The organism is uncultured Maribacter sp., assembly GCF_947500405.1.
Lineage (GTDB): Bacteria > Bacteroidota > Bacteroidia > Flavobacteriales > Flavobacteriaceae > Maribacter_B.
This window is the reverse complement of sequence record NZ_CANMRY010000007.1, coordinates 37949-60768: the sequence shown is the minus strand read 5'-3', so window position 1 is coordinate 60768 and position 22820 is coordinate 37949. Positions and strand designations below refer to the sequence as shown.

General features: G+C 32.1%; 18 protein-coding genes and 1 tRNA gene. 4 read left to right on the top strand and 15 right to left on the bottom strand.

Features of this window, described 5'->3' with window-relative positions:
• Positions 1 to 54 precede the first annotated feature (54 nt).
• Both Q0945_RS10885 and Q0945_RS10880 read left to right on the top strand, forming a co-directional pair.
• Positions 55 to 792 carry an ABC transporter permease gene (locus tag Q0945_RS10885; RefSeq protein WP_299434426.1) on the top strand — a complete coding sequence of 246 codons (738 nt, stop codon included), beginning with the start codon at positions 55 to 57 and terminating at the stop codon, positions 790 to 792.
• Positions 792 to 1559, top strand: a complete 768-nt coding sequence (locus tag Q0945_RS10880) for an ATP-binding cassette domain-containing protein (protein ID WP_299434424.1) — start codon at positions 792 to 794, stop codon at positions 1557 to 1559. The genes Q0945_RS10885 and Q0945_RS10880 overlap by 1 nt, the downstream gene beginning before the upstream one ends.
• On the opposite strand, the gene Q0945_RS10875 is transcribed toward Q0945_RS10880, so the two are convergent.
• The 9 genes from Q0945_RS10875 to porV all read right to left on the bottom strand — a co-directional run bounded on the left by Q0945_RS10875 (position 1556) and on the right by porV (position 11159).
• Positions 1556 to 3019 (bottom strand): DUF389 domain-containing protein, encoded by a 1464-nt coding sequence (locus Q0945_RS10875; protein ID WP_299434422.1) that lies wholly within the window; start codon positions 3017 to 3019, stop codon positions 1556 to 1558. The genes Q0945_RS10880 and Q0945_RS10875 overlap by 4 nt on opposite strands.
• A 15-nt stretch (positions 3020 to 3034) precedes the next feature.
• Positions 3035 to 4114 (bottom strand): mannose-1-phosphate guanylyltransferase, encoded by a 1080-nt coding sequence (locus Q0945_RS10870; RefSeq protein WP_299434413.1) that lies wholly within the window; start codon positions 4112 to 4114, stop codon positions 3035 to 3037.
• Between the two features lie 2 nt (positions 4115 to 4116).
• A complete protein-coding gene (locus tag Q0945_RS10865) occupies positions 4117 to 4719 on the bottom strand; it encodes a SprT-like domain-containing protein (protein ID WP_299434411.1) in 603 nt (200 codons plus the stop codon).
• A gap of 82 nt (positions 4720 to 4801) precedes the next feature.
• Entirely contained in the window at positions 4802 to 5482 is a 681-nt protein-coding gene (locus Q0945_RS10860; protein ID WP_299434409.1) for an SDR family NAD(P)-dependent oxidoreductase, read from the bottom strand.
• Position 5483: 1 nt separating this feature from the next.
• Positions 5484 to 6494 (bottom strand): M28 family peptidase, encoded by a 1011-nt coding sequence (locus Q0945_RS10855; RefSeq protein WP_299434695.1) that lies wholly within the window; start codon positions 6492 to 6494, stop codon positions 5484 to 5486.
• Between the two features lie 83 nt (positions 6495 to 6577).
• Positions 6578 to 8185, bottom strand: a complete 1608-nt coding sequence (locus tag Q0945_RS10850) for a pyruvate dehydrogenase complex dihydrolipoamide acetyltransferase (protein ID WP_299434407.1) — start codon at positions 8183 to 8185, stop codon at positions 6578 to 6580.
• Positions 8186 to 8190: 5 nt separating this feature from the next.
• Positions 8191 to 9189, bottom strand: a complete 999-nt coding sequence (gene pdhA / locus Q0945_RS10845; RefSeq protein ID WP_121068899.1) for a pyruvate dehydrogenase (acetyl-transferring) E1 component subunit alpha — start codon at positions 9187 to 9189, stop codon at positions 8191 to 8193.
• A gap of 199 nt (positions 9190 to 9388) precedes the next feature.
• Positions 9389 to 9874: a cytidine deaminase gene (cdd, locus tag Q0945_RS10840; RefSeq protein WP_299434405.1), complete on the bottom strand. Its 486-nt coding sequence runs from the start codon at positions 9872 to 9874 to the stop codon at positions 9389 to 9391.
• A 133-nt stretch (positions 9875 to 10007) separates the two neighbouring features.
• Positions 10008 to 11159, bottom strand: coding sequence for a type IX secretion system outer membrane channel protein PorV (gene porV / locus Q0945_RS10835; protein WP_299434403.1), 1152 nt, complete (start codon positions 11157 to 11159; stop codon positions 10008 to 10010).
• A 453-nt stretch (positions 11160 to 11612) separates the two neighbouring features.
• On the opposite strand from porV, the gene gldJ reads away from it, so the two are divergent.
• Together gldJ and murF are read left to right on the top strand one after the other, a co-directional pair.
• Positions 11613 to 13274 (top strand): gliding motility lipoprotein GldJ, encoded by a 1662-nt coding sequence (gene gldJ / locus Q0945_RS10830; RefSeq protein WP_299434401.1) that lies wholly within the window; start codon positions 11613 to 11615, stop codon positions 13272 to 13274.
• Positions 13275 to 13341: 67 nt separating this feature from the next.
• Positions 13342 to 14619 carry a UDP-N-acetylmuramoyl-tripeptide--D-alanyl-D-alanine ligase gene (gene murF, locus Q0945_RS10825; protein ID WP_299434398.1) on the top strand — a complete coding sequence of 426 codons (1278 nt, stop codon included), beginning with the start codon at positions 13342 to 13344 and terminating at the stop codon, positions 14617 to 14619.
• A 10-nt stretch (positions 14620 to 14629) separates the two neighbouring features.
• Here the strand turns inward: murF and Q0945_RS10820 are convergent, their stop codons facing one another.
• From Q0945_RS10820 to Q0945_RS10795, 6 genes are all read right to left on the bottom strand, one after another.
• On the bottom strand, positions 14630 to 16348 hold the full coding sequence (locus Q0945_RS10820) for an efflux RND transporter periplasmic adaptor subunit (protein WP_299434396.1): 1719 nt from the start codon (positions 16346 to 16348) through the stop codon (positions 14630 to 14632).
• Positions 16349 to 16359: 11 nt separating this feature from the next.
• Positions 16360 to 20034: an efflux RND transporter permease subunit gene (locus Q0945_RS10815; RefSeq protein ID WP_299434394.1), complete on the bottom strand. Its 3675-nt coding sequence runs from the start codon at positions 20032 to 20034 to the stop codon at positions 16360 to 16362.
• Positions 20035 to 20187: 153 nt separating this feature from the next.
• Positions 20188 to 20262: transfer RNA gene (locus tag Q0945_RS10810), tRNA-Val, on the bottom strand.
• A 61-nt stretch (positions 20263 to 20323) separates the two neighbouring features.
• The gene (locus Q0945_RS10805; protein ID WP_299434392.1) at positions 20324 to 21535 is read right to left on the bottom strand and encodes a folylpolyglutamate synthase/dihydrofolate synthase family protein; all 1212 of its coding nucleotides are present in this window, start codon (positions 21533 to 21535) and stop codon (positions 20324 to 20326) included.
• Positions 21532 to 22431, bottom strand: coding sequence for an energy transducer TonB (locus Q0945_RS10800; RefSeq protein ID WP_299434390.1), 900 nt, complete (start codon positions 22429 to 22431; stop codon positions 21532 to 21534). The genes Q0945_RS10805 and Q0945_RS10800 overlap by 4 nt, the downstream gene beginning before the upstream one ends.
• Positions 22431 to 22817, bottom strand: coding sequence for a biopolymer transporter ExbD (locus Q0945_RS10795; protein WP_121068890.1), 387 nt, complete (start codon positions 22815 to 22817; stop codon positions 22431 to 22433). Before Q0945_RS10795 ends, Q0945_RS10800 begins: the two co-directional genes overlap by 1 nt.
• Positions 22818 to 22820: the final 3 nt, after the last annotated feature.

The window sequence follows — 22820 nt, the reverse complement described above, 5'->3', positions numbered from 1 at the left end:
GTTAAATGACAGTCATTATTGTTATTTTTACATAAAGAAATTTATATTTATTAAATGAATTATTTAGCATCAATTGGTAGCTATGCAATAATGATAAAGGAGGTTTTTAAAAAACCTACCAAATGGAGCATTATGAAGTCCTTGATTCTCAAAGAGATTGACGAACTTATTTATGGCTCTCTTGGTATATTAATATTTATATCTTTCTTTATTGGAGGTGTAGTTGCCATACAAACAGCTTTAAATATCACTAGTGAATTAATTCCAAAAAATTTAGTTGGTTTTGCTACTAGACAATCTATAATATTAGAATTTGCCCCTACTTTTTGCTCTATAATTATGGCAGGTAAAGTAGGTTCTTATATAACTTCTAGTATAGGAACCATGCGAGTTACAGAACAAATTGATGCCTTAGAAGTTATGGGTGTTAATGCTTTAAATTATTTAGTATTTCCAAAGATTATAGCACTAATGCTGTATCCTTTTATAATTGCAATTGCTATGTATGTAGGTATTTTTGGAGGTTGGTTTGCAGGAGTTTTTGGAGGCTTTAGCACTAGTGCAGATTTTATTGAAGGGGTGCAATTAGATTTTATTCCTTTTCATATAACCTACTCCTTTTTAAAAACAATGGTATTTGCTTTTGTTCTAGCAACAATACCATCTTACCACGGATTTTACATGAAAGGTGGCGCATTAGAAGTTGGTAAAGCAAGTACTACATCCTTTGTTTGGACAAGTGTTGTAATTATCATTATCAACTATATATTAACACAACTTCTTTTAGGCTAATGATACACGTAAATAACATTCACAAATCTTTTGATGGGACACATATTCTAAAAGGCGTGGAAACACAGTTTGAAAACGGAAAAACAAATCTAATTATTGGGCAAAGTGGTTCTGGAAAAACAGTTTTTCTTAAGTGTTTATTAGGGCTTTTTATGCCTGAAGAGGGTTCCATTTCTTATGATGGCAAAATTTATAAAGATTTAAGCCCAGACGAAAAACGTAGCTTAAGACAAGAAATGGGAATGGTTTTCCAAGGCAGCGCTTTGTTTGATTCCATGACAGTATCTGGTAATGTTATGTTCCCTTTAGAAATGTTTACAAAACAAGGTAAATCTGAAATGCAAGACCGTGTAGACACTGTTTTAAAAAGAGTTAACCTTATTGATGCGCATCATAAATACCCTTCCGAAATATCTGGAGGAATGCAAAAAAGAGTAGCTATAGCACGCGCTATTGTAATGAATCCTAAGTATTTATTTTGTGATGAACCTAATTCTGGTTTAGACCCAAGGACCTCTATTATTATAGACAACCTAATTAAAGAAATAACCGAAGAATATAATATTACTACCGTTATTAATACCCATGATATGAACTCTGTTATGCAAATTGGAGAAAAAATAATATTCTTAAAAAATGGACTCAAAGAATGGGAAGGTTCTAAACATGAAATTTTTAAAACAGATAACAAAGCGGTAACAGATTTTGTTTATTCTTCTGATTTATTTAAAAAAGTAAGGCAAATGTATATTGAAGAAAGAAACTAATCTTGAATTATTTCTGTCAATAAAATTGTACTATCTTTTAGTCTTATTTTAAGCCAATTATGAAGTTTCTTAGATTCCTTAATTATTTCAACTCTTTTAGCATTTCGTTTCCATTTCGCTTCAAAAACAGATACCGTATCTAATTTCTTAAAATCTGTTCTTATTGCGTTTGAAAAAGCCAAATACTCCAAATTATCATAGTTTGTTTCTGCTTCTGCACTAATTTCTTGAAATGGAATTTGTTTAGCGTTCAATTTATTAAGTCTTTTTAGTTCAGATTCTAATAATTTAATTTTTTCATCTTTCCCTAAAAGTTCATTTTTTTGCGAAGTATATAATTCCTCCACATACTTTAATTGATTTCCTTCTTCACTTTTAGAACCTTGAATAATTTGCAATTCTGCATCTTTTAATCTTGAGAACCCTTCGGCTTCGTTCTTTTGCTTATTCCAGGTCGCAATAACATTATCAGGGATAGTTTCATTCCCCATAAAAACCAACTCAATAAATGGATCTTTTCCTCCATTAAACTCAATATCTGTAAAATCTTCCATAAACCTACCAGAGCCAGAGAATTGGTATGGCGCTACTTTTTCGGCAATAAAATTCTGTGCTTGTTTTCTAAAAAGAGACTCTTGTAATGCATCCCAAAAAGTTATACCTGCAGGTATCATCACTAAAATTGCAACTAAAGATGCTATTCTAGCAATACGCCTTCTCTTTTGAGAATTTACATAACGTACCATTGGGAAACGCAATAATTTTAATACCAAGAATGTTGCTAAAGCAATAAAAATGGTATTAATACAGAATAAATACATTGCACCAGCTGCATATTGGTAATTATTTATTGCTAAACCAAAACCAACGGTACATAACGGTGGCATTAAGGCAGTAGCAATAGCAACACCAAAAATAACCGAAGCCATGGTTCCTTTTTTTGCGCGTGCAATTACTAATGCTAAACCTCCAAAAAAAGCGATAAGAACATCTCTAATATCTGGAGCTGTACGAGCCAATAACTCTGATGACTCATCTCTTAGCGGGAATAAAACAAAAAACAAATAGGCTGTAAGTATACTAAGAACTACCATTACTGCAAAATTCTTTAAAGATCTTCGTAATGTGTCAATATCATTTATAGCCAATGACATTCCTATACCTAAAATAGGTCCCATAAGTGGAGATATTAACATGGCTCCAATTACAACAGCAGTAGAGTTTGCATTTAAACCTATAGAGGCAATAAATATAGAACAAATAAGAATCCAAGAAGTATGTCCTTTAAATGGTATATCTGCAATAATAGCTTCTTTGGTGGCATCTAAATCTGTATTCTGACGAATATCTAACAATTCTCTTAAAAACTGTTTCACACTACCTAAAAGCCCTTGAAAGTCTTTTTTTACTTCCTTACTGCTAACCTCTTCTACTGGGTTTTCTAAATTCTCTTTATCCAATTTTTCCACTCTTAATTAAGCATACTCCTCACCATAAGTATCTTTAACTTTACTTAAAACCTTCTTAATATCTTGCTCTTTAGTTTTTGGGTAAATTAAAAGTACTTCTTCTTTATCCACAATAATATAATCATTTAAACCATCAACCACAACAATTTTTCCTTTTGGAGATCTTATCATGTTTCCTTGAGCGTCTTCTATAATTACTTTACTATTTACAATTGCGTTATTTTCTGAATCTTTATCTAACTTATCATATAAAGACCCCCAAGTTCCTAAATCATTCCAATCAAAAGTAGCTGGTAAAACATAAATTGCTTTAGATTGTTCTAAAATAGCATAATCTATAGATATATTTTCTGCCTTTGGGTAATTTTCATTTATAAACCCTTGTTCTTCAGGTGTATTATAAACTGCTATCCCCTTTTCAAATAAAGCATATTGACTAGGTTGAAAGTTCTTAAAAGCGTTTACAATAGTAGAAACACTCCACATAAAAATTCCCGCATTCCACAAGAAATTCCCTTGTGCTAAGAAATCTTTTGCAGTTTCGTAATCTGGTTTCTCTCTAAATTGATTTACTTCTTTAATATCTGTAGTACTCTCTTTATTATACTCTATATAACCAAATCCTGTATTAGGAAAACTGGGTTTAATACCTAAAGTACAAAGAGCTTCTTCTTTTTCGCACTTTTCAAAACATGCCGTAACATCTTTTGCAAAAGCATCTTCATCTTCTATCCAGTGATCACTTGGCGCAACTATCATGACTCCATTAGGGTTCATTTTCTGAATTTTTAAAGAAGCATATAAAATACATGGCGCAGTATTACGCATAGCAGGCTCTAGAACCACTTGCTCTTGAGAAACCATTGGTAATTGCTCTAAAACCAAATCATTATACCTAGCATTTGTTAAAATAAGAATATTCTCTGTAGGCACAAATTTATTTAACCTCTGAAACGTTTTTTGAATTAACGTGGTTCCTGTACCCAACATATCATGAAATTGTTTAGGATATTCTGATGTACTTATAGGCCAAAAACGAGACCCAACTCCTCCAGCCATTAATACGGCATAATAATTTTTATTCATTATTAATCTTTTATTAATTCTACTTCTGCATTGGGCTGAAAAAGAAACATTCTTCCTGTAGCAACTTCAATACATTCTATTCTTTTAACTCTCTTATTTCCTTTTTTGTATAATTTACCATTGTAAATTCTAAAAATACTTCCAATTGGTATTTCAAAAACGTAGGAATTTTCTGATTGTTGTGTATCGTACTTTTTCAATGCTATAGATAAATTAGCATCTGTACTACTACTTGCTTTAGGGTTTTTAAAATGTTTTGCAATTAATGGCAAAATTGATGACGGAAAAATCTCAGGTCTTATAAATGGTAGCATTAGAAATTGAAATGTTTTTTTCCACTCTAAACCATGAGGTTTAATAGAACGCCCATATTTCTCAAAAGCTACTAAATGAGCTATCTCATGTACTAACGTAATTAAAAAACGATATTTATTTAAATTAACATTCACGGTAATTTGATGTTGACCGCTTGCTAATCTCCTATAATCCCCATGCCTTGTAACACGCTCATTCACTATTTTTAAATGAACTTCGTTAGTTTTTATAAGTTCCGCACACAAGGTTACAGCCCTCTCCGGCAAATATTTTACTAGTGTACTTTCCATTATATCAAAAATAATATATAAAAAGATCAAAAATTAAATTAAAAGTATAATTTAAGGTAAAAGTAATCTAGGAAAATTATACCTATGGCGTGCTGTTAGAGACCTGAAGCATTTTACCATTGTAAAATTTCTGTCCGTTTAAAGAAAATTCTTTAATATAAGTTGCCATTTCTATAGCTGTTATTGGCGCTTCATAACCAGGAAATGCTTCCTCTAACATTTCGGTCTGTACAGCTCCTAGCGCCAAAACATTAAAAGATGGACCGCTTTCTTTAAACTCTTCTGCCCACAGCTCTGTTAATGTAATTACTGCTCCTTTACTAGAACTATATGCAGATAAACCAGAAAACTTAACACTCCCTTGTACACCTCCCATAGAACTTATAGTTAAAACATGTCCTTCTTTTTTAATAAAAGGCAGTACTGTTTTGGTTATTTCTGCAACACCAAAAACGTTTACTTTGTATACATTAATAAACTCCTCTGTAGAAATTTCTAAAAAAGGCTTATTTAATAAAGCTCCTGCATTATTAATTAAAACATCTACAGTCTTCCAATTTTCACTTAAGAATTCTGTTACAAGTGTATAATCCTCTTTTCTATTTAAATCAAAAGGAATGGCAGTTATTTGTTTATGGTTTAAATCATTAATTGATTTACTATTTCTTGATAATGCTAAAACATTATGACCTTCCTTTGCAAAAAGTTTTGCAAGCTCAAATCCTATACCACGACTTGTTCCTGTTATTATAACATTTGCCATTTTAATATTTTATTTCTTTAGTAGTAGAGTTCGCAATAGCCTCAATCATAGGGATTGATTTATTTATAACGTTCACCATATGATTAAAATCTATTAACTCAACTTCATCTCCTACTTTATGGTAGTGATTAAAGTTCGTAAAATCGAAAGTGCAAAAAGTTTGCGATGGCACATTAAATTCTTGATGAAAAGGATAATTATCCGATCTTTTAAATAAATTAAACTCCTTTGCCTTTGGTAAAAAACCTATTAATTTCTCTTTAGTATACATATTAGCTACCTCTGCTAAATTAGAAGACTCGTAACCCGTAACATACATTAAGTAATCTTTTCCTATTAAAGGCACTCCTACCATTTCATAATTTAACATGGTATATAAATTAAAATTTTCCTCTTTTAACCTTTTCGCCAAATGTTTAGACCCTAATAAACCTTTTTCTTCTGCGGTAAATAAAACAAATAATATACTACGTTTATTTTTCTTTGAATTTCCAAAATAACGAGCAATCTCTACTACTGTTGTAGTACCAGAGGCATTATCATTTGCGCCATTTGCAATTACATCTGTAGTTCCAGGTATTTGCCCTATATGGTCATAATGCGCTCCTATTATAAGAAATTCCTTTTTTAGTTCTGGGTCATTACCCTCTAGGTAACCTACAATATTATATGCAGATTTTTTAAAATTAGAAATAGTATCTCTATAGGTTAAAAAATAAGGTGCAATTCCATTTTCTTTAAATTCATTTTCTATAAAAACTGCAGCTTTTTCTATTCCTTCACTTCCAGAATCTCTCCCTTGCAAATCATCCGAAGCTAAATATGACATTATTCTAAAAACCTCTTCTGTATTAGAAGTTAAAATTGTACCCTTAGTTTTTTCTTCTATACTATTATTTTCAGTAACCGTAGGATTTATGCTTTCAATATTAGAAATATTAGTTTCTTTTAATTTTGTTGCGCCACAACCATAGAAAAGCATCACACAAAATAATACAACAAGTCTATACATCATATTTTTTTTAAGTTTTAAAGATAAAAAAAGCATTCAGATAAACCTGAATGCTTTTTAAGACTATTTATGTTTTAGCGGTTTTATGCTAACATAGTTACAGGGTTTTCTAAATAAGATCTCAACGTCATTAAGAATTGAGCTCCTACAGCGCCATCTACAGTTCTATGATCACAAGCCAAAGTAACTTTCATTGTATTCCCTACAACTATTTCTCCGTTTTTAACTACAGGCTTTTGCACAATAGCTCCTACTGATAAAATTGCTGAATTTGGTTGATTTATTATAGAAGTAAATTCTGTAATTCCAAACATACCTAAGTTAGAAACCGTAAAAGTACTTCCTTCCATTTCTGATGGAGTTAACTTTTTATTTCTTGCTTTACCAGCCAATTCTTTTACAGAAGCTCCTATCTGAGATAAACTCATTTGGTCTGTAAACTTTAATACTGGAACTACTAAACCTTCATCTACCGCAACTGCAACACCTACACTAATATGCTTATTATATCTAGTAGTATCTCCATTCCATGAAGTATTTACTTGTGGGTGCTTTTGTAAAGCCATAGCACATGCCTTTACTACTAAATCATTAAAAGATACTTTAGTGTCTGGCAAACTATTTATTTGTACTCTAGATGCTTTTGCATTATCCATATCTACTTCTATTGTTAAATAGAAGTGTGGCGCAGATGTCTTGGAATTAACTAATACTTTTGCTATAGTTTTACGCATAGAAGAATTTTTCACTTCTTCTGTGCTTTCTTCTCCTACTGGCAAAATAACAGGGGCAACACTTGCAACTGATGCAACAGCTGGTGCAACTGAAGTAGACTTAGAAGGAGTAAATTCTTCTACATCTTTTTTAACTATTCTTCCTTGATCTCCAGAACCTTTAACTTCACTTAAGTTAATTCCTTTATCCTTCGCTATTTTTTTAGCTAATGGCGAAGCAAAAACTCTTCCTCCGTCATTTACCGTTTGGGTTTCTTTTGCTGGAGCTACTTCTTTTTTAGCAACAGGATTTTCCTCTTTAGATTCTGCTTTAGGAGCGTCAGCTACAGGAGCGCCATTTAACAAACCATCTACATTTGTCCCTGCTGGGCCAATTATAGCAAGTAAAGTATCTACCGGAGCACCTTCTCCCTCGGCAACACCAATATGCAATAGAGTTCCTTCATTAAAAGACTCAAATTCCATAGTAGCTTTATCTGTTTCTATCTCAGCTAAGATATCCCCTTCTTCTACTTTATCTCCTACATTTTTTAACCATGAAGCAACAGTACCTTCTTCCATGGTATCACTAAGTCTTGGCATATTTACGATTACAACTCCCTCAGGAATTTCTATAGATGTAGCAGCTGGTGTCTCTTCTATAGGAGCTTCCTCAGTAATAGCTTCAGAAACAGCTTCTGTTGCTCCTCCACCGTTTAATAACCCAGAAATATCTTCTCCTTCTTCCCCTATAATAGCCAATAAAGTATCTACTGGAGCACCATCACCTTCGGCAATTCCTATATGAAGTAATGTACCTTCGTTAAAAGATTCAAACTCCATTGTAGCTTTATCCGTTTCTATTTCGGCTAGGATATCGCCTTCTTCTACTTTATCTCCTACATTCTTAAGCCATTTGGCCACTGTACCTTCCTCCATTGTATCGCTGAGGCGAGGCATATTAATTACTATTGCCATTTTACTTATTTTTTATGTTCTACAAAAGGAAAATCTTCTTGCTCATAAACCATATCATATAATTGGTTTACTGGAGGATAATCAGACTCTTCAGCAAATTTCTCACATTCAGAAACTAATGCCTTAACATCTTTAGCCACTTGCTTAATTTCTTCGTCTGTAGCATATTTCTTTTCTTTTATAACGTCTAGAACTTGAGTAATAGGGTCAATTTTCTTGTACTCCTCTACCTCTTCTTTTGTTCTATAATGTTGGGCATCAGACATTGAATGTCCTCTATATCGATATGTTTTCATTTCTAAGAAAGTTGGTCCACCACCACTTCTTGCTCTTTCTATTGCTTTACTCATTTCTTGCGCAACCGTAACAGGATTCATACCATCTACTGGTCCACAAGGCATTTCGTAACCTAAACCTAATTTCCAAATTTCTTCTGTATGTGAAGTTCTAGCAACTGATGTTCCCATTGCGTAACCATTATTCTCACAAACAAAAACAACTGGTAACTGCCATAGCATTGCTAAGTTAAATGTTTCATGTAATGAACCCTGCCTAACAGCACCATCTCCCATATAACATAATGTTACAGCATCTCTACCATGGTACTTATCTCCATAAGCCATACCAGCTCCTAATGGAATTTGACCACCTACAATACCGTGTCCTCCATGGAATCTATGTTCTTTAGAAAAAATATGCATGGAACCACCCATACCTTTAGATGTTCCTGTAACTTTTCCATAAAGCTCTGCCATTACTCTTTTAGGGTCTACACCCATTCCTATTGGCTGTACATGATTTCTGTAAGCAGTTATCATTCTATCTTTAGTTAAATCCATAGCATGTAAAGCTCCTGCTAAAACCGCTTCTTGTCCATTATATAAATGAAGAAACCCTCTTACTTTTTGTTGTATATATACTGCTGCTAGTTTGTCTTCAAACTTTCTCCAAAAAAGCATGTCTTTGTACCAATTTAGGTAGGTTTCTTTAGTAATCTTTTCCATTAATCAGGTCTTTAATTAGGATTCTATATAATTGGCTGAATAAACTTATTGGCTATCCAGTTACAGAGAGCAAAAATACACATATTAATTAATGGATAAAAAAAAATAAACTAAAACGTACAGATAAAAATTAACCTTTAAAATAGCTTTTGTTAAAAAATGCTTTATCCCTTTAAATAATAAACTATTTAAGGATACCCTACAACAAAAAACTACTTGTAAATGCCAATGGCAAAATATCTGCTATTGCTTTGCATTTTATTACTTTACCTGTTTCTCCCATCAAAAACAATTCTATAGGACTTTCTTGTTTTATTTCATATTCTGAAATTGCTTGCCTACAATTTCCACATGGAGCCACTGGTGTATCTACTTTATAATTAATTGATGTTGCTGTAATTGCTATAGCTTTTATTTTAACTCCTGGATAATTAGCTCCTGCGTAAAAAACCGCTACACGTTCTGCACATAAACCTGATGGATATGCTGCATTTTCTTGATTATTACCTAATACTATTTCGCCATTTTCTAAAAGAACGGCTGCACCTACAGTAAAATTAGAATATGGGGAATACGCATTTTTTCTTGCTTCTATCGCTCGTTTCATTAATTTTTTATCTCTATTTTCCAACTCATTAATAGAAGAAAAGACAGAAATATCAAAACTCACTTTTTTCTTTATCATAAAGAATACTTCTTATTTAAAATTTATAATACAAGTTAGCTTATATTTTTTTCAAAATAGCAAGCTGTCTTAAAATTAGCGCAAAAAAAAGCCACACAATTGTGTGGTTTTTTTTATAATTTATACTGAGGTTTTAATCATTATAAAACTCTTCTCCTAAATTAAAAGTTAAAGAAAAACGCAATGTATTTTCCAAAGGATTTCTTACCTGCGAAGTAGAAAATAAATAAGATAAATCTATCTGAGCAGAATTAAATCTAAAACCTGCTCCTAAAGTAAAAAACTTTCTAGAACCCTTTTCTTCACTCTCATTAAAGTAACCTGTTCTTATCATAAAAGAATCTTGGTACACATACTCTGCTCCTAAAGCCCATGTAAACTCTTTCAACTCTTCTCCAAAACCATCTGGCGCGTCTCCAAAAGATTTAAAGACCCCTTGAAAAGCTCCTATATTTTGGTATTCGTCATTGTCTAAACCATTAACCTCTCCATCATTATTAAAATCTTGCGGAGTTGGCACTAATAATTTATTAAATTCTGATGTTATCCCTATAGTATTATCTTGATCTAATATAAAATCAAACCCTAGCCCAAACTTTAAATTGGTTGGTAAAAAATTTTCTTGTCCGCCAGCGTCATATTGAATTTTACCTCCTAGATTAGAAATATTAAAACCTGCTCTCCAACGACCATCAAAACTCTCATAGGCCTTTTCTTTAGAACGATAATATCCTGCTATATCTACAACAAAAGCACTTGCCGCTTGTGAATCTTCAGAACCTGATGTTTGTGGTATTTTTAAATTAGACCTTATATACCTACCCCCAACAGCCATAGAAAACTCTTGACTTAGCTTTAAAGAATAAGAACCATCTATTGCTAATTCATTAGGCTTTGCAAGGGTTCCTGGATCGTTTGCAAATTGCCTTAACTCTATTTCTCCTAAAGTAAAATAACGTAAACTAACTGCAAAAGCACTACGCTCATTTAGTTTATTATAATAACTAGCATTTAACAATGCTATGTCTGTAATTATACTTTCTAGATATGGTGTATAACTTACACCTATACCCATTTTACGTTCCGCAAATGCAAATTTTGCTGGATTCCATTGTTGAGAAAAAGCATCTGTAGATGTTGCCACACCCATATCTCCCATACCTGCTGCTCTTGCATCAGAAGCAATTGTTAAAAAAGGAACTGCCGTGGTTATTACACGGTCTGAGTCTTGCGCATTTATTTTAGTCACAAAAACTAGTAAAAAAAGTAAAGAAAATCTTCTCATTTTATAAAGGGGTTGATTTTATATGTAATACTGTATAATTATGGATTAATAACATTAAAACATATGTATACAAATGGTAAACGACCATTTTAAAAATATCTTGTATAATTACTTAACATTTTATAAATAATTATGTAAGAAAAATATTTCAAAAATTTAAAAAGGAACATCACCCCACTATTTACAGCGCAAAACAAGTTATTATTCCTTAAACAGCATTATTGAAAAAGAATAAGCTCTTTAATACTATAAAAGATTTAAAGTCGTTATCAATTTTAAACCACGTCTTTTAATGCTTATAATTTAAAATGATTTCAAAAATATTTTCAATCTGTAAAATATTATATACAAATCATCGTTTTATTAGCCGAAAGTGAGCCTAAAATTAATCTAAATACAAATTTCAATACCGCACATATAATGTGGTAAACAATTTGAACTCAAGTCCTAATTATGAAAAAACAGTTTATTAAAGTTGTACTCTCATGTGCCGTAATAGCGGGAAGTTTTTCAGTTACCAGCTGTAAAAAATCTTCATCATCAAAGAATGTATCGAGAGCTACCGGCTGGAAAATAAATGCTAAAGAAGGAGGTTTCCAATACAACTCAGACTTTAAAGAGCAAGAAACTGCTCCTGGCCTTGTGTTTATTGAAGGAGGAACCTTTACTAAAGGTAAAGTACAAGATGATGTAATGCACGATTGGAACAACACTCCTACTTCTCAGCATGTACAGTCCTTTTATATGGATGAAACAGAGGTAACTAATGTTATGTATTTAGAATACTTAGATTACCTAAAAAGTGTGTACCCACCTGAAAATCCTAAATATGCAAATATTTATAAAGGTGCTTTACCAGATACTTTAGTTTGGAGAAATCGACTAGGTTTTAACGAAACTATGACAAATAATTACCTACGCCATCCAGCATATGCCGAATACCCTGTAGTTGGTGTTAACTGGATCCAAGCTACACAATTTGCAGAATGGAGAACTGACAGAGTTAATGAAGTTATGCTAGAGAGAGAAGGGTATTTAGCTAAAGATGCTAAATACAAAGCTTTAACTGGAGAAGATGCAGGTACTTTTAATACAGAAGCTTACTTAAACAGACCAGAATCTGTTTATAACGGTCAAATAGATTCTCTACAAGGAAAGATGAAAAAAGATAGTACTAGCTCTTTTGCAAACAGGAGTAGTGGTGTTATTATGCCAGAGTATAGACTACCTACTGAAACAGAATGGGAATATGCTGCACAAGCACAATCTGGAACTAGAGAATACAATAACTATAGAGGTAGAAAAAAATATCCATGGGATGGTGATTATACTAGAAACGGACAACGTGTTGGTCGTGGAGATCAGTTAGCGAATTTTAAACAAGGTAAAGGTGATTACGGCGGAATTGCTGGATGGTCTGATGATGGAGCAGATATTACAGCACAAGTAATGTCTTACAAACCAAATGATTTAGGTTTATATGATATGGCTGGTAATGTTGCCGAGTGGGTTTCTGATGTATACAGACCTATAGTAGATGATGAAGTAAGTGATTTTAACTACTACAGAGGAAATATTTACATGAAAACTGCTATTGGAAAAGATGGTAAAGTAAACGTATTAAGAGACTCTATTGTTTATGACACATTACCAAACGGAAAAATAGTTGCTTTAAATTTACCAGGAGAAATTAAAATGGTTCCTGTTGATGAAGAAGAAACTTATTTAAGAACAAACTTCTCTTCTAGTGACAATAGAGGTTATAGAGATGGTGATGCTAGTTCTTCAAGATTCTATGATAGATTTAGTGATGATGATGAAAATCAAAGAAAAATGTATGATGCTCCTAAGCACTCCGTACAAAGAGATTCTGCTGGTGTAGTTACAAGACAATACGACCAATCTAACAACAGAACGTCTTTAATTAATGATGAAGTAAGAGTTTTTAAAGGAGGTTCTTGGAGAGATAGAGCATACTGGTTAGATCCAGCACAAAGAAGATATATGCCACAATATATGGCTACAGATTATATTGGATTTAGATGTGCAATGTCTAGAGTTGGTTCTAAATCTAAAACAAAAAACAAAACAATAAGAGGTAAGAAAGCAAAATAATACTTCTTTAAAATAAATAGATTAAAAAAGCCCTTTTAAAAAAGGGCTTTTTTAATATCTTCGAATCATGACAATACAAGAATTACACGAGCACTTTTTAGATTTTAAATTAGTTAGTACGGATACAAGAAAAATAAGCAAAAACAGTATTTTCTTTGCCTTAAAAGGGGACAACTTTAACGGTAACACGTACGCAAAAGAAGCCCTTTCTAAAGGAGCATTTTTAGCTATTGTAGACGAAAAAGAATATGCTAATAATAAAGACGTTATTTTAGTTAATGACGTTCTTACAACATTACAACAACTTGCCAATTATCACAGGAATTATTGTAGAGCAAAAATCATTAGCATAACTGGCAGTAATGGAAAAACCACAACAAAAGAACTTATACACGCTGTATTATCTACACAATATAAAACTATTGCTACTAAAGGAAATTTAAATAACCATATTGGTGTTCCTTTAACTTTATTATCTATTAAAGAAGACACAGAAATTGCCGTTATAGAAATGGGCGCTAATCATAAAAAGGAAATTGCCTTTTTATGTTCTATTGCTGAGCCAGATTTTGGTTATATTACAAATTTTGGAAAAGCGCATTTGGAAGGGTTTGGCAGTTTAGAAGGCGTGATTGAAGGGAAAAGTGAGTTATATGATTATTTAACCACTAACAAAAAAAATATTTTCTTAAATGCCGATGACCCTATACAAAAAGAAAAGCTAGATACTTATATCCAAAAATTTGGTTTTTCTCAAGAACAAAAAGAATATTACAATATAAAACTATTAAGTGCCTCTCCTTTCGTATCTATTCATGTTGAAAAGACTATTATTAATACTAAACTTATAGGGAAATATAATTTTACAAACAGCTGTGCCGCTATAGTTATTGGCAAATATTTCTCCATTACTTTACCTGCAATCCAAAAAGCTATTGAGAGTTATACTCCAGAAAACAATCGTTCCCAAATAATAGAGAAAAAAGAGTATAAAATTATTCTAGACGCTTATAATGCCAACCCAACTAGCATGACCGCTGCATTAGAAAATTTTAGCACTCTTAAAGAAAATACAAAAATATTGTTTTTAGGCGATATGTTCGAGCTTGGTAAAACCTCTCAGGAAGAACACCAAAATATTGCTGATTTAGCACAAGATTTAAATTTTAACTCTGTGTTCTTAATTGGTGAAAATTTTAATCAAACCAAAACTAATTTACAAAAGTTTAATTCTTTTGAATCCCTTAAATTATATCTAAAAGAAAATAACTTACCTAAAAATTCTACAATACTAATTAAAGGTTCAAGAGGGATGGCTTTAGAAAGGATATTAGATTTAGTCTAATATAACAAAATTACTGAATAGTCATTTTAACGCTACCGCAATGTAACATTTTATCTCCATAATAAGGGTTAAAAACCTCATCACTAAAACTTAGCCATGTAGCACCTTTATTATTGTCTGCCATTGGGCAAAATTGCACATAAATTGGCTGATCTAATTCACTTAAATTTTCAGCAATAACAACCATATTTTTAGAAAGATTTTTAAATTGTTTTCGTTGTTCTTCAATATCCTTAGACTTCGAAATTTTCTCGGATATAGTTCTAATAGCAACTATACATTGTTTCGTTTCTTTGTCTAAAACAGATTCATTTACCCTTAAAAGAACACTCATTAATTCTTTTGCCTTTCTCATAGATTTATGAGAGTCTGTAGCAACCAGAAAATCTTTCAATTCAACATAAACATTAATTATATTGGGTAACTCTGATTGTAAATTAGTATTAAAAATTAATTTATCACTTTCATTATTTAACACTGTTACATTACTTTGACTTAAAGAATTAGACATCATAGATTTTTTACCTTGCAATTGCGCAGCTGCATCAACCGTAAAAGCACCGTTTGTTACCACCTCATCTCCAGAAACCAATCCATCTAAAATAATATATGCATCTCCTAAAGCACCCCCTAAAGTTACTTCTCTAATTTCAAAAACAGGTTCTTGGGGCTCTGATTTAACATAAACGATAGATCGTTTCCCTGTCCATAAAACTGCAGATTTTGGCGCAGTTAACATTTCTTCATCAGCATTAACTACATTAATTTTTCCTTGTAAAAACATTCCCGGTTTAAAATGTTTATCCTTATTGTTTAACGTAACTCTTACAGCTACAGTTCTACTATTTACATTTAACACGGGTTCTATAAATGCTATTTTAGACTTTAATTCTTCGCCATTGAAAGCATTAGAAGTTATAGTAATATCTTGCCCTACTTTTAATGCCAGAAGTTGATTTTCATAAGCATCAAAAACTCCCCAAACTGTATATAAATTAGCTACTTTATAAAGGGAATCTCCTTGTTTATACCAATTTCCTTCTGCTGCAATAATTTCTGTAACAGTTCCTGAAACATCTGCATAAATTGGAAAACGCATCATAGGAGTACCAGAAGCAATCATTGCATCAATCTGTTCATCTGTCATTTTCCACAAACCTAATGTATTTCTTGCGGCATTATATAATTTCTTATGAGTGTCTTTATATGTAACAGATGTTAGCAATTTATCTTGAGCCGCATACAATTCTGGAGAATATATGTAGCCGAGCAACTGACCTTTTTTAATATATTGACCAACATAATTAACATCTAATTTTTCTATTCTACCATCAAATAAAGTGGTTTGGATTGCATTAGTTTTTTCATTAGCAGTAATTTTTCCTGACAATAAGATTGTGTTTGAGTTTAAATTCCCTAAGCCTATTGTTGTAGTTTCTACATTTGCTAAAGCTAAAGCATTTTTTGTCATTTTAAATTGGTGCGGTTCCATTTCACCATCTTCAGTAATAATTGTTAAGTTCATACCACATAAAGGGCAATTCCCATTTTCTTTGGTTTTTATTTGGGGGTGCATAGAGCATGTCCAGTTAACTTTTTTCTTGGACACAGGCATATCTTCTTTAGTAGCATTGTCTGGTTTGTAATCAGAAAAAATATAACCTAAAGCAATACCCGTTATTAAAACAACAAGATAAACACTATACTTTTTTAGCTTATTTTTTTTCATTACACTTCTCTTTATTTTAATTTACTTTCTTTATACCAACTAAACAAAACTGGCACAATAAACAGTGAAATTAATGCCACCAACATACCTCCAAAACTAGGAATAGCCATTGGAATCATTATATCACTTCCTTTTCCTGTTGCTGTTAAAATAGGTAATAATGCCAAAATAGTAGTTCCTGTTGTCATTAAACAAGGCCTAATTCTTTTTTTTCCTGCCTCTAAGATAGAATCTCGAACTTCTAAAATACTTCTTGGGTTATTTTTATCAAATGTTTGTTTTAAATAGGTCGCCATAATCACCCCATCATCTGTAGCTATACCAAACAAAGCTATAAAACCAACCCATATAGCCACACTAAGGTTTATTGTTTGCATATGAAAAAGCTCTCTTAAATTAATAGCTCCTATACTAAAGTTCATAAACCAACTTTGTCCGTATAACCATATTAAAATAAAGCCTCCTGAAAACGCAACTGCAACACCAGTAAATACCATTAAAGATATTGATACGGACTTAAATTGTAGATATAGTATTAAGAAAATAACTAAAAGTACTAATGGAACAATAAATGACAATGTCTTCTCTGCGTGTAATTGATTTTCATATGTTCCTGAAAAATTATAACTAAGTCCTTTTTCTATTTTTAATTCTCCTTCCGTAATTTTGTTTTTTATTTTTTCTTTAGCATTATTAATAACACTAACCTCTGTAAAGCCTTCTTCTTTATCGAAAAGAACATAGCCAACTAAAAAACCATCCTCACTTTTTATAATTTGCGGTCCTTTTTTATAGCGTATTGTAACTACATCTGAAAGTGGTATAGAGTTTTCTTCCCCTATCGATAAATATATTTTTTCTATATCCTCAGGGGTAGCTCTTAATTCTCTTGGGTATCTAACTCGAACATTATAGCGCTCCCTTCCCTCTATTGTATGTGTTAAAACTTCCCCCCCTACAGCTACCTCTAATAATTCCTGAACCTCTAAAATAGAAACACCGTATCGGGCTATTTTTTCTCTATCTATATCTACCAATAAATACGGTTTACCTACAATTCTATCCGCAAATACAGCTTCTTTTTTAACCCCCTTAACACTTTTGAGTATCTTTTCTAAAGCTATTCCTAATGCCTCAATAGATTTTAAATTATTTCCTTTAACTTTTATACCCATTGGAGCTCGCATTCCTGTTTGCAACATTACAAGACGGGTTTCTATAGGCTGTAATTTAGGTGCTGTAGTTACTCCCGGCAATTTAGTTACATTTACAATTGCCTTCCATATATCATCTATATTTCTTATTTCTGGTCGCCAATTTCTGTAAAACTCTCCCTCATCATCTATAATTAAATCTTTTATATTATAACCTTCTCCTGATTTTACAAAATCTCCTCTTCTAGTTTCAAAAAGATTTTCTTCATTAACTTTAAAAGAAATAGGTCTCCCTTGTTTATCTAAAATAAATTCTGGTTTGTATAAAATAATATTTTCATACATTGACAAAGGAGCTGGATCTAATACAGAACTTACCCTTCCTGCCTTACCAACTACTGTTTCTATCTCTGGAATAGTAGCAACAGCCATATCCAGCTGTGTTAAAACTCTTTTATTTTCTGATGTTCCTGAATGTGGTAAAGAAGTAGGCATAAGTAAAAAAGACCCTTCATCTAAGGACGGCATAAACTCTTTCCCAGTATTTATCATTATCAATGCACCAAAAAATAATAACCCGATAGGAATACTTAAAAACTTAACTTTATTTGCAAGTGCCCAAACCAAAATAACCTCGTAATATTTTCGAAATATGAGTAAGACCCCTAAAACCAAAAGGCAAATTATTACAACAAAGAATAAATTACTTACTATTGTATTACCATAACTTAATGGTCTCCAATAATAACTTAATAGAATTAAAATAACAAAACTACTCCATAGTAATTGATAGTTCTTAAATTGATTTTTTGTTATTTTACCTAGTTTTTTTATTATCCCTAGAATTGCAAAACCTAATAACAAGGCTCCAATGTAATAACCAAAAATAATTGTAATTATTCCTAATCCTGCAAACACTATATTACCTGCTATTACTATTTTTTTCTTTACCTCTTTGTATGGTTGAAATAACTTTGCAGCAAAAGGTGGTATTACAAATAACGCAACGATCATAGAAGCTGTTAACGCAGCCGTCTTTGTAAAAGCTAACGGCACAAATAATTTCCCTTCAGCTCCAGTTAAAGTAAAAACTGGAATAAAACTTACAATAGTAGTTAAACCTGCGGTAATAATAGCTCCCGAAACTTCTATCGTAGCATTATAAACTAACTTATCTACAGTTTCATTCTCTTGTTTTGCTTCTAAATGGCGAATAATATTTTCTGATAATATTATTCCCATATCTACCATTGTACCAATTGCAATAGCAATACCAGAAAGGGCTACTATATTAGCCTCGACTCTAAAAAATTTCATTGCTATAAACACCATTAGAACAGCAATAGGCATTAATCCAGAAATAAGAATTGAAACTCTAAGATTAAAGAGCATCACTATTACAACTAATATTGTAATTAATATTTCAAAAGTTAACGCATCTCCGAGTGTATTTATACTTTCTTTTATCAACGTAGTCCTGTCATAAAAAGGCACAATTGTAAGTTGAGATACCCTTCCGTCTTTTAAGGTTTTTACAGGTAACCCTAAAGCTATATCATTAATTTTTTCTTTAACTTCTGAAATAACTTTCATTGGATTTTCTCCATAACGAGCTACGACAACACCTCCAACCACCTCTGCTCCTTCCTTATCTAAAACACCTCTACGCTCTGCTGGACCAAAAGCAACTTTAGCTATATCTTTAATTTTTATTGGAATAAAGTTTTTGCTTGTTACTTGGGTATTTTCTAAATCTTCTTTATTTTTTATATAACCCAATCCTCTAACAAAATATTCTATCTGATTTATTTCAATGGTCTTTGCTCCTACATCTTTATTACTTTCTTTTACTGCTTTTACAACATCTGTAATAGTAATATTGTATTGTCGCATTAACTCTGGATTAATGTCTATTTGGTATTCTTGTGTAAACCCACCAATAGAAGCAACTTCTGAAACTCCATCTGCAGACAAAAGAGCATTTTTAACATAAAAATCTTGTATAGATCTTATTTCATGCAAATCCCAACCTCCAGTAACTTCTCCTTTTTCACCTCTACCTTCTAAAGTATACCAAAATATTTGACCTAAAGCTGTTGCATCTGGACCTAATGTTGGTTTTACTCCATTTGGTAATAGATTAGTAGGTAAGGCATTTAATTTTTCTAATAGTCTACTTCTTGACCAATAAAAATCTACATCATCTTTAAAAATGATATAAATACTAGAAAAACCAAACATAGATGAACTTCTTATCGATTTTACTCCAGGTGTCCCAAGTAAACTAGATGTTAATGGATAAGTAATTTGGTCTTCTATATCTTGTGGAGATTTCCCTTCCCACTCCGTATAAACTATTTGTTGATTTTCCCCAATATTAGGTATAGCATCTACAGACACAGGGTCGCTGGGAAATATTCCAAACCCCAAATTAAATGGCGCATGTATAATTCCCCAAGCAAAAAACAAAAACAAGAGTATGAGAGCTACTAGCTTGTTTTCTATTAAAAATTTAATGCTTTTATTGAGCATACCTTTTACTTATTCCGAGTTTTTAACTGTAAACCAAACTCTTGCTATAAATAACGTTTAAACTCCTAAATGATTGTAAATAATAAGTTATTTAAACACAAGCAATGTAAACAAAAAAAGCTTCCAATTTTTTTGGAAGCTTTTTAATTACTGTGGGCCCTACTGGATTCGAACCAGTGACCCCCTGCTTGTAAGGCAGGTGCTCTGAACCAACTGAGCTAAGAGCCCTTGTTAAGGGTGTGCAAATATATAATAGTTTTTGGTTTACCCAAAGAAAAAAAGAAAAATTTTAAACTATTTCTGCAACTACAAAATTACTCCCTCCGACAAAAATAAAGTCAGATTCTTTTGCATTTTTCTTTGCCGTATTTAAAGCTTCTGAGACTGAGTTATATACAGCTCCTCTTAAACCAAAAAGTTCCGCTTTACTTTTTAAATCGCCTTCATTTAATCCTCTAAAAATATTTGGCTTACAAAAATAATATTTTGCTCTTTTTGGAAATAACGGCAATACTGTTTCTAAACTTTTATCCTTTACAAAACCTAAAACAATATGTAAATCTGTATAATTTTGCTTTTTTATCTGATCAACAACTAATTTTAATCCCTCTTGGTTATGAGCAGTATCGCAAACTAATAAAGGTTTGGAACCTAGCACTTGCCATCTACCTAATAAACCTGTATTACCTACTACATTTTTTAAACCTTGTTCAATATTCTCTTCTGTGACTTTAAAAGCCTTTAAAACCTTTAAAAGAGTTACTACCCCTTTTATATTTTTTGTTTGATACGATCCTAATAAATCTGTAATATATTCTTTACTTTCTAAAGTAGATGCAAAGATTATTTCGGCATTATTATTTTTTGCTCTATCATTAAAAACATTAGCCGTTTCTTCCTGGTATTCACTAATAACAACTGGAATATTCTCTTTTATAATCCCTGCTTTTTCAAAGGCTATCTTCGGTAGAGTATCTCCCAACATATCGGTATGATCCAAGCCTATATTTGTAATCAAAGAAGCTTCTGGATTAATTATGTTCGTAGAATCTAACCTCCCACCTAAACCAACTTCAACTATAGCTATATCTACTTTTTCTTTAGCAAAATAAGCAAAAGCCATACCTACTGTCATCTCAAAAAAAGAAAGTTTATTAACTTCAAAAAAAGATTGATTATCCTCTATAAAATCTACAACATACGTTTCTGATACTGGCTCTCCATTAATACGAATACGCTCTCTAAAGTCCTTTAGATGTGGTGATGTATACAAACCAACCTTATAACCAGCTTCTTGAAGAACAGAAGCTAACATATGACTACTAGAACCTTTGCCATTAGTCCCAGCTACATGAATACTTTTAAATTTTTTATGCGGATTTTTTAAATGGAATGCTAAACTCTTAATATTATCTAACTTTCCATTAAAGGCCGATTTACCTTTTTTTTGATACATTGGAAGTTGTGCAAACATCCAATCTAGTGTTTCTAAATAGGTCACTCTCCTAGTTTAAAATTAACAACAACAAAGCCAACCTGTTTACTTGGCGCATTAGAATCTAAATTCCATTTATGCATAAATGCTGTTCTTTTTGCCGGCTCTAGTAAACAATCACTATTATTTGTTGTGCCTTTAACACCAGGTGTTGCACTTATAACCTTACCGTTTCTATCTACAATAATTTTAACAACTACTCTACCAGACTCATTACACTCTTGCGCAACTTTACCTTTATTAACTAAAGACCTCCCGTTTAACCCATAACCCCCAGTTCCGGTTCCAGAACCTGGGTTACCATAATAACTAGTTGCATAAGGATCACCATCTGGCTGCCCTTTATCCCCTGCTCTATTATCATCTCCTTCACTTCCTGATGCAGTGCCGTCAGATTTATTTAAGCCACCCATCATAGCATCTAACTTTGCTTTCTTTGCTGCTTTTTCTTTTCTTATTTTTTCTTCAGCTTCACGTTTTTCTTTAGCAACTCTTGCTGCTTCTGCTTTTGCTTTTTTTGCTGCATCATCTGCTTTTTTCTTTGCTTGTTGTTGTTGCTTAATCCTTATAGACTCTTCACTCTCTTGCGTTAATACTTCTTCTGCTGGAGTTTCTTCGGCAATATGCTGCTCGGGAACCTTCTCTTGAATTTGTTCTTCCACAACTTCTTCTTGCATGGTTTCTTCTCGTGGGTTATCTAAAGGTTCTGACCTAATTTTTTCTTTAAGTTGTACTTTACCGCTACCAAAACTAGTAGTTCCAAAATTTACGGAAATTCCATTTTCCTCAGGAGGATCCATATAGGTAAGACCTATATAAAAAAGCACAAGCAATAGTACACTTAATAAAAGTGTGGTTATTGTAAAAGAATTTTTCTTGTGTTTAGTGTCTAAAAATGCCATTAATTTGGTCGCACTGCCAAAATAACCTTATAACTATTTCTATTTGCAATATCCATAACGTTTACTGCCTCTTTAATAGCAACACTTTCTTCTGCTCTAAGAATAATAGTGGGTTTTTCTTGTCCTTCTAGTGCCTTTTTTAATTCAATTTCAATGTATTCTCCGTTAATTCTTTCATTATTAACGTAGTACTGTAAATTCTTATCTATACTAACAGATACATTCTGCGTATTAGTAGATTTTCCTTTTGCCTTAGGTAATAATAAATCTAAAGCATTAGGGGAGTTAGCAGTAAGCATAAAAAATATTAACAACAGAAATACTATATCTGTCATTGAAGACATACTAAAGTCTGGACTTACTTTATTTCTTCCTTTTAATTTCATACT

Excerpts from the sequence above, each read along its gene's own strand:
- Q0945_RS10885 (WP_299434426.1), top strand. The coding sequence starts at position 55 with ATGAATTATTTAGCATCAATTGGTAGCTATGCAATAATGATAAAGGAG.
- Q0945_RS10880 (WP_299434424.1), top strand. The coding sequence starts at position 792 with ATGATACACGTAAATAACATTCACAAATCTTTTGATGGGACACATATT.
- Q0945_RS10870 (WP_299434413.1), bottom strand. The coding sequence starts at position 4,114 with ATGAATAAAAATTATTATGCCGTATTAATGGCTGGAGGAGTTGGGTCT.
- Q0945_RS10865 (WP_299434411.1), bottom strand. The coding sequence starts at position 4,719 with ATGGAAAGTACACTAGTAAAATATTTGCCGGAGAGGGCTGTAACCTTG.
- Q0945_RS10860 (WP_299434409.1), bottom strand. The coding sequence starts at position 5,482 with ATGGCAAATGTTATAATAACAGGAACAAGTCGTGGTATAGGATTTGAG.
- Q0945_RS10855 (WP_299434695.1), bottom strand. The coding sequence starts at position 6,494 with ATGTATAGACTTGTTGTATTATTTTGTGTGATGCTTTTCTATGGTTGT.
- Q0945_RS10850 (WP_299434407.1), bottom strand. The coding sequence starts at position 8,185 with ATGGCAATAGTAATTAATATGCCTCGCCTCAGCGATACAATGGAGGAA.
- pdhA (WP_121068899.1), bottom strand. The coding sequence starts at position 9,189 with ATGGAAAAGATTACTAAAGAAACCTACCTAAATTGGTACAAAGACATG.
- cdd (WP_299434405.1), bottom strand. The coding sequence starts at position 9,874 with ATGATAAAGAAAAAAGTGAGTTTTGATATTTCTGTCTTTTCTTCTATT.
- porV (WP_299434403.1), bottom strand. The coding sequence starts at position 11,159 with ATGAGAAGATTTTCTTTACTTTTTTTACTAGTTTTTGTGACTAAAATA.
- gldJ (WP_299434401.1), top strand. The coding sequence starts at position 11,613 with ATGAAAAAACAGTTTATTAAAGTTGTACTCTCATGTGCCGTAATAGCG.
- murF (WP_299434398.1), top strand. The coding sequence starts at position 13,342 with ATGACAATACAAGAATTACACGAGCACTTTTTAGATTTTAAATTAGTT.
- Q0945_RS10820 (WP_299434396.1), bottom strand. The coding sequence starts at position 16,348 with ATGAAAAAAAATAAGCTAAAAAAGTATAGTGTTTATCTTGTTGTTTTA.
- Q0945_RS10815 (WP_299434394.1), bottom strand. The coding sequence starts at position 20,034 with ATGCTCAATAAAAGCATTAAATTTTTAATAGAAAACAAGCTAGTAGCT.
- Q0945_RS10800 (WP_299434390.1), bottom strand. The coding sequence starts at position 22,431 with ATGGCATTTTTAGACACTAAACACAAGAAAAATTCTTTTACAATAACC.
- Q0945_RS10795 (WP_121068890.1), bottom strand. The coding sequence starts at position 22,817 with ATGAAATTAAAAGGAAGAAATAAAGTAAGTCCAGACTTTAGTATGTCT.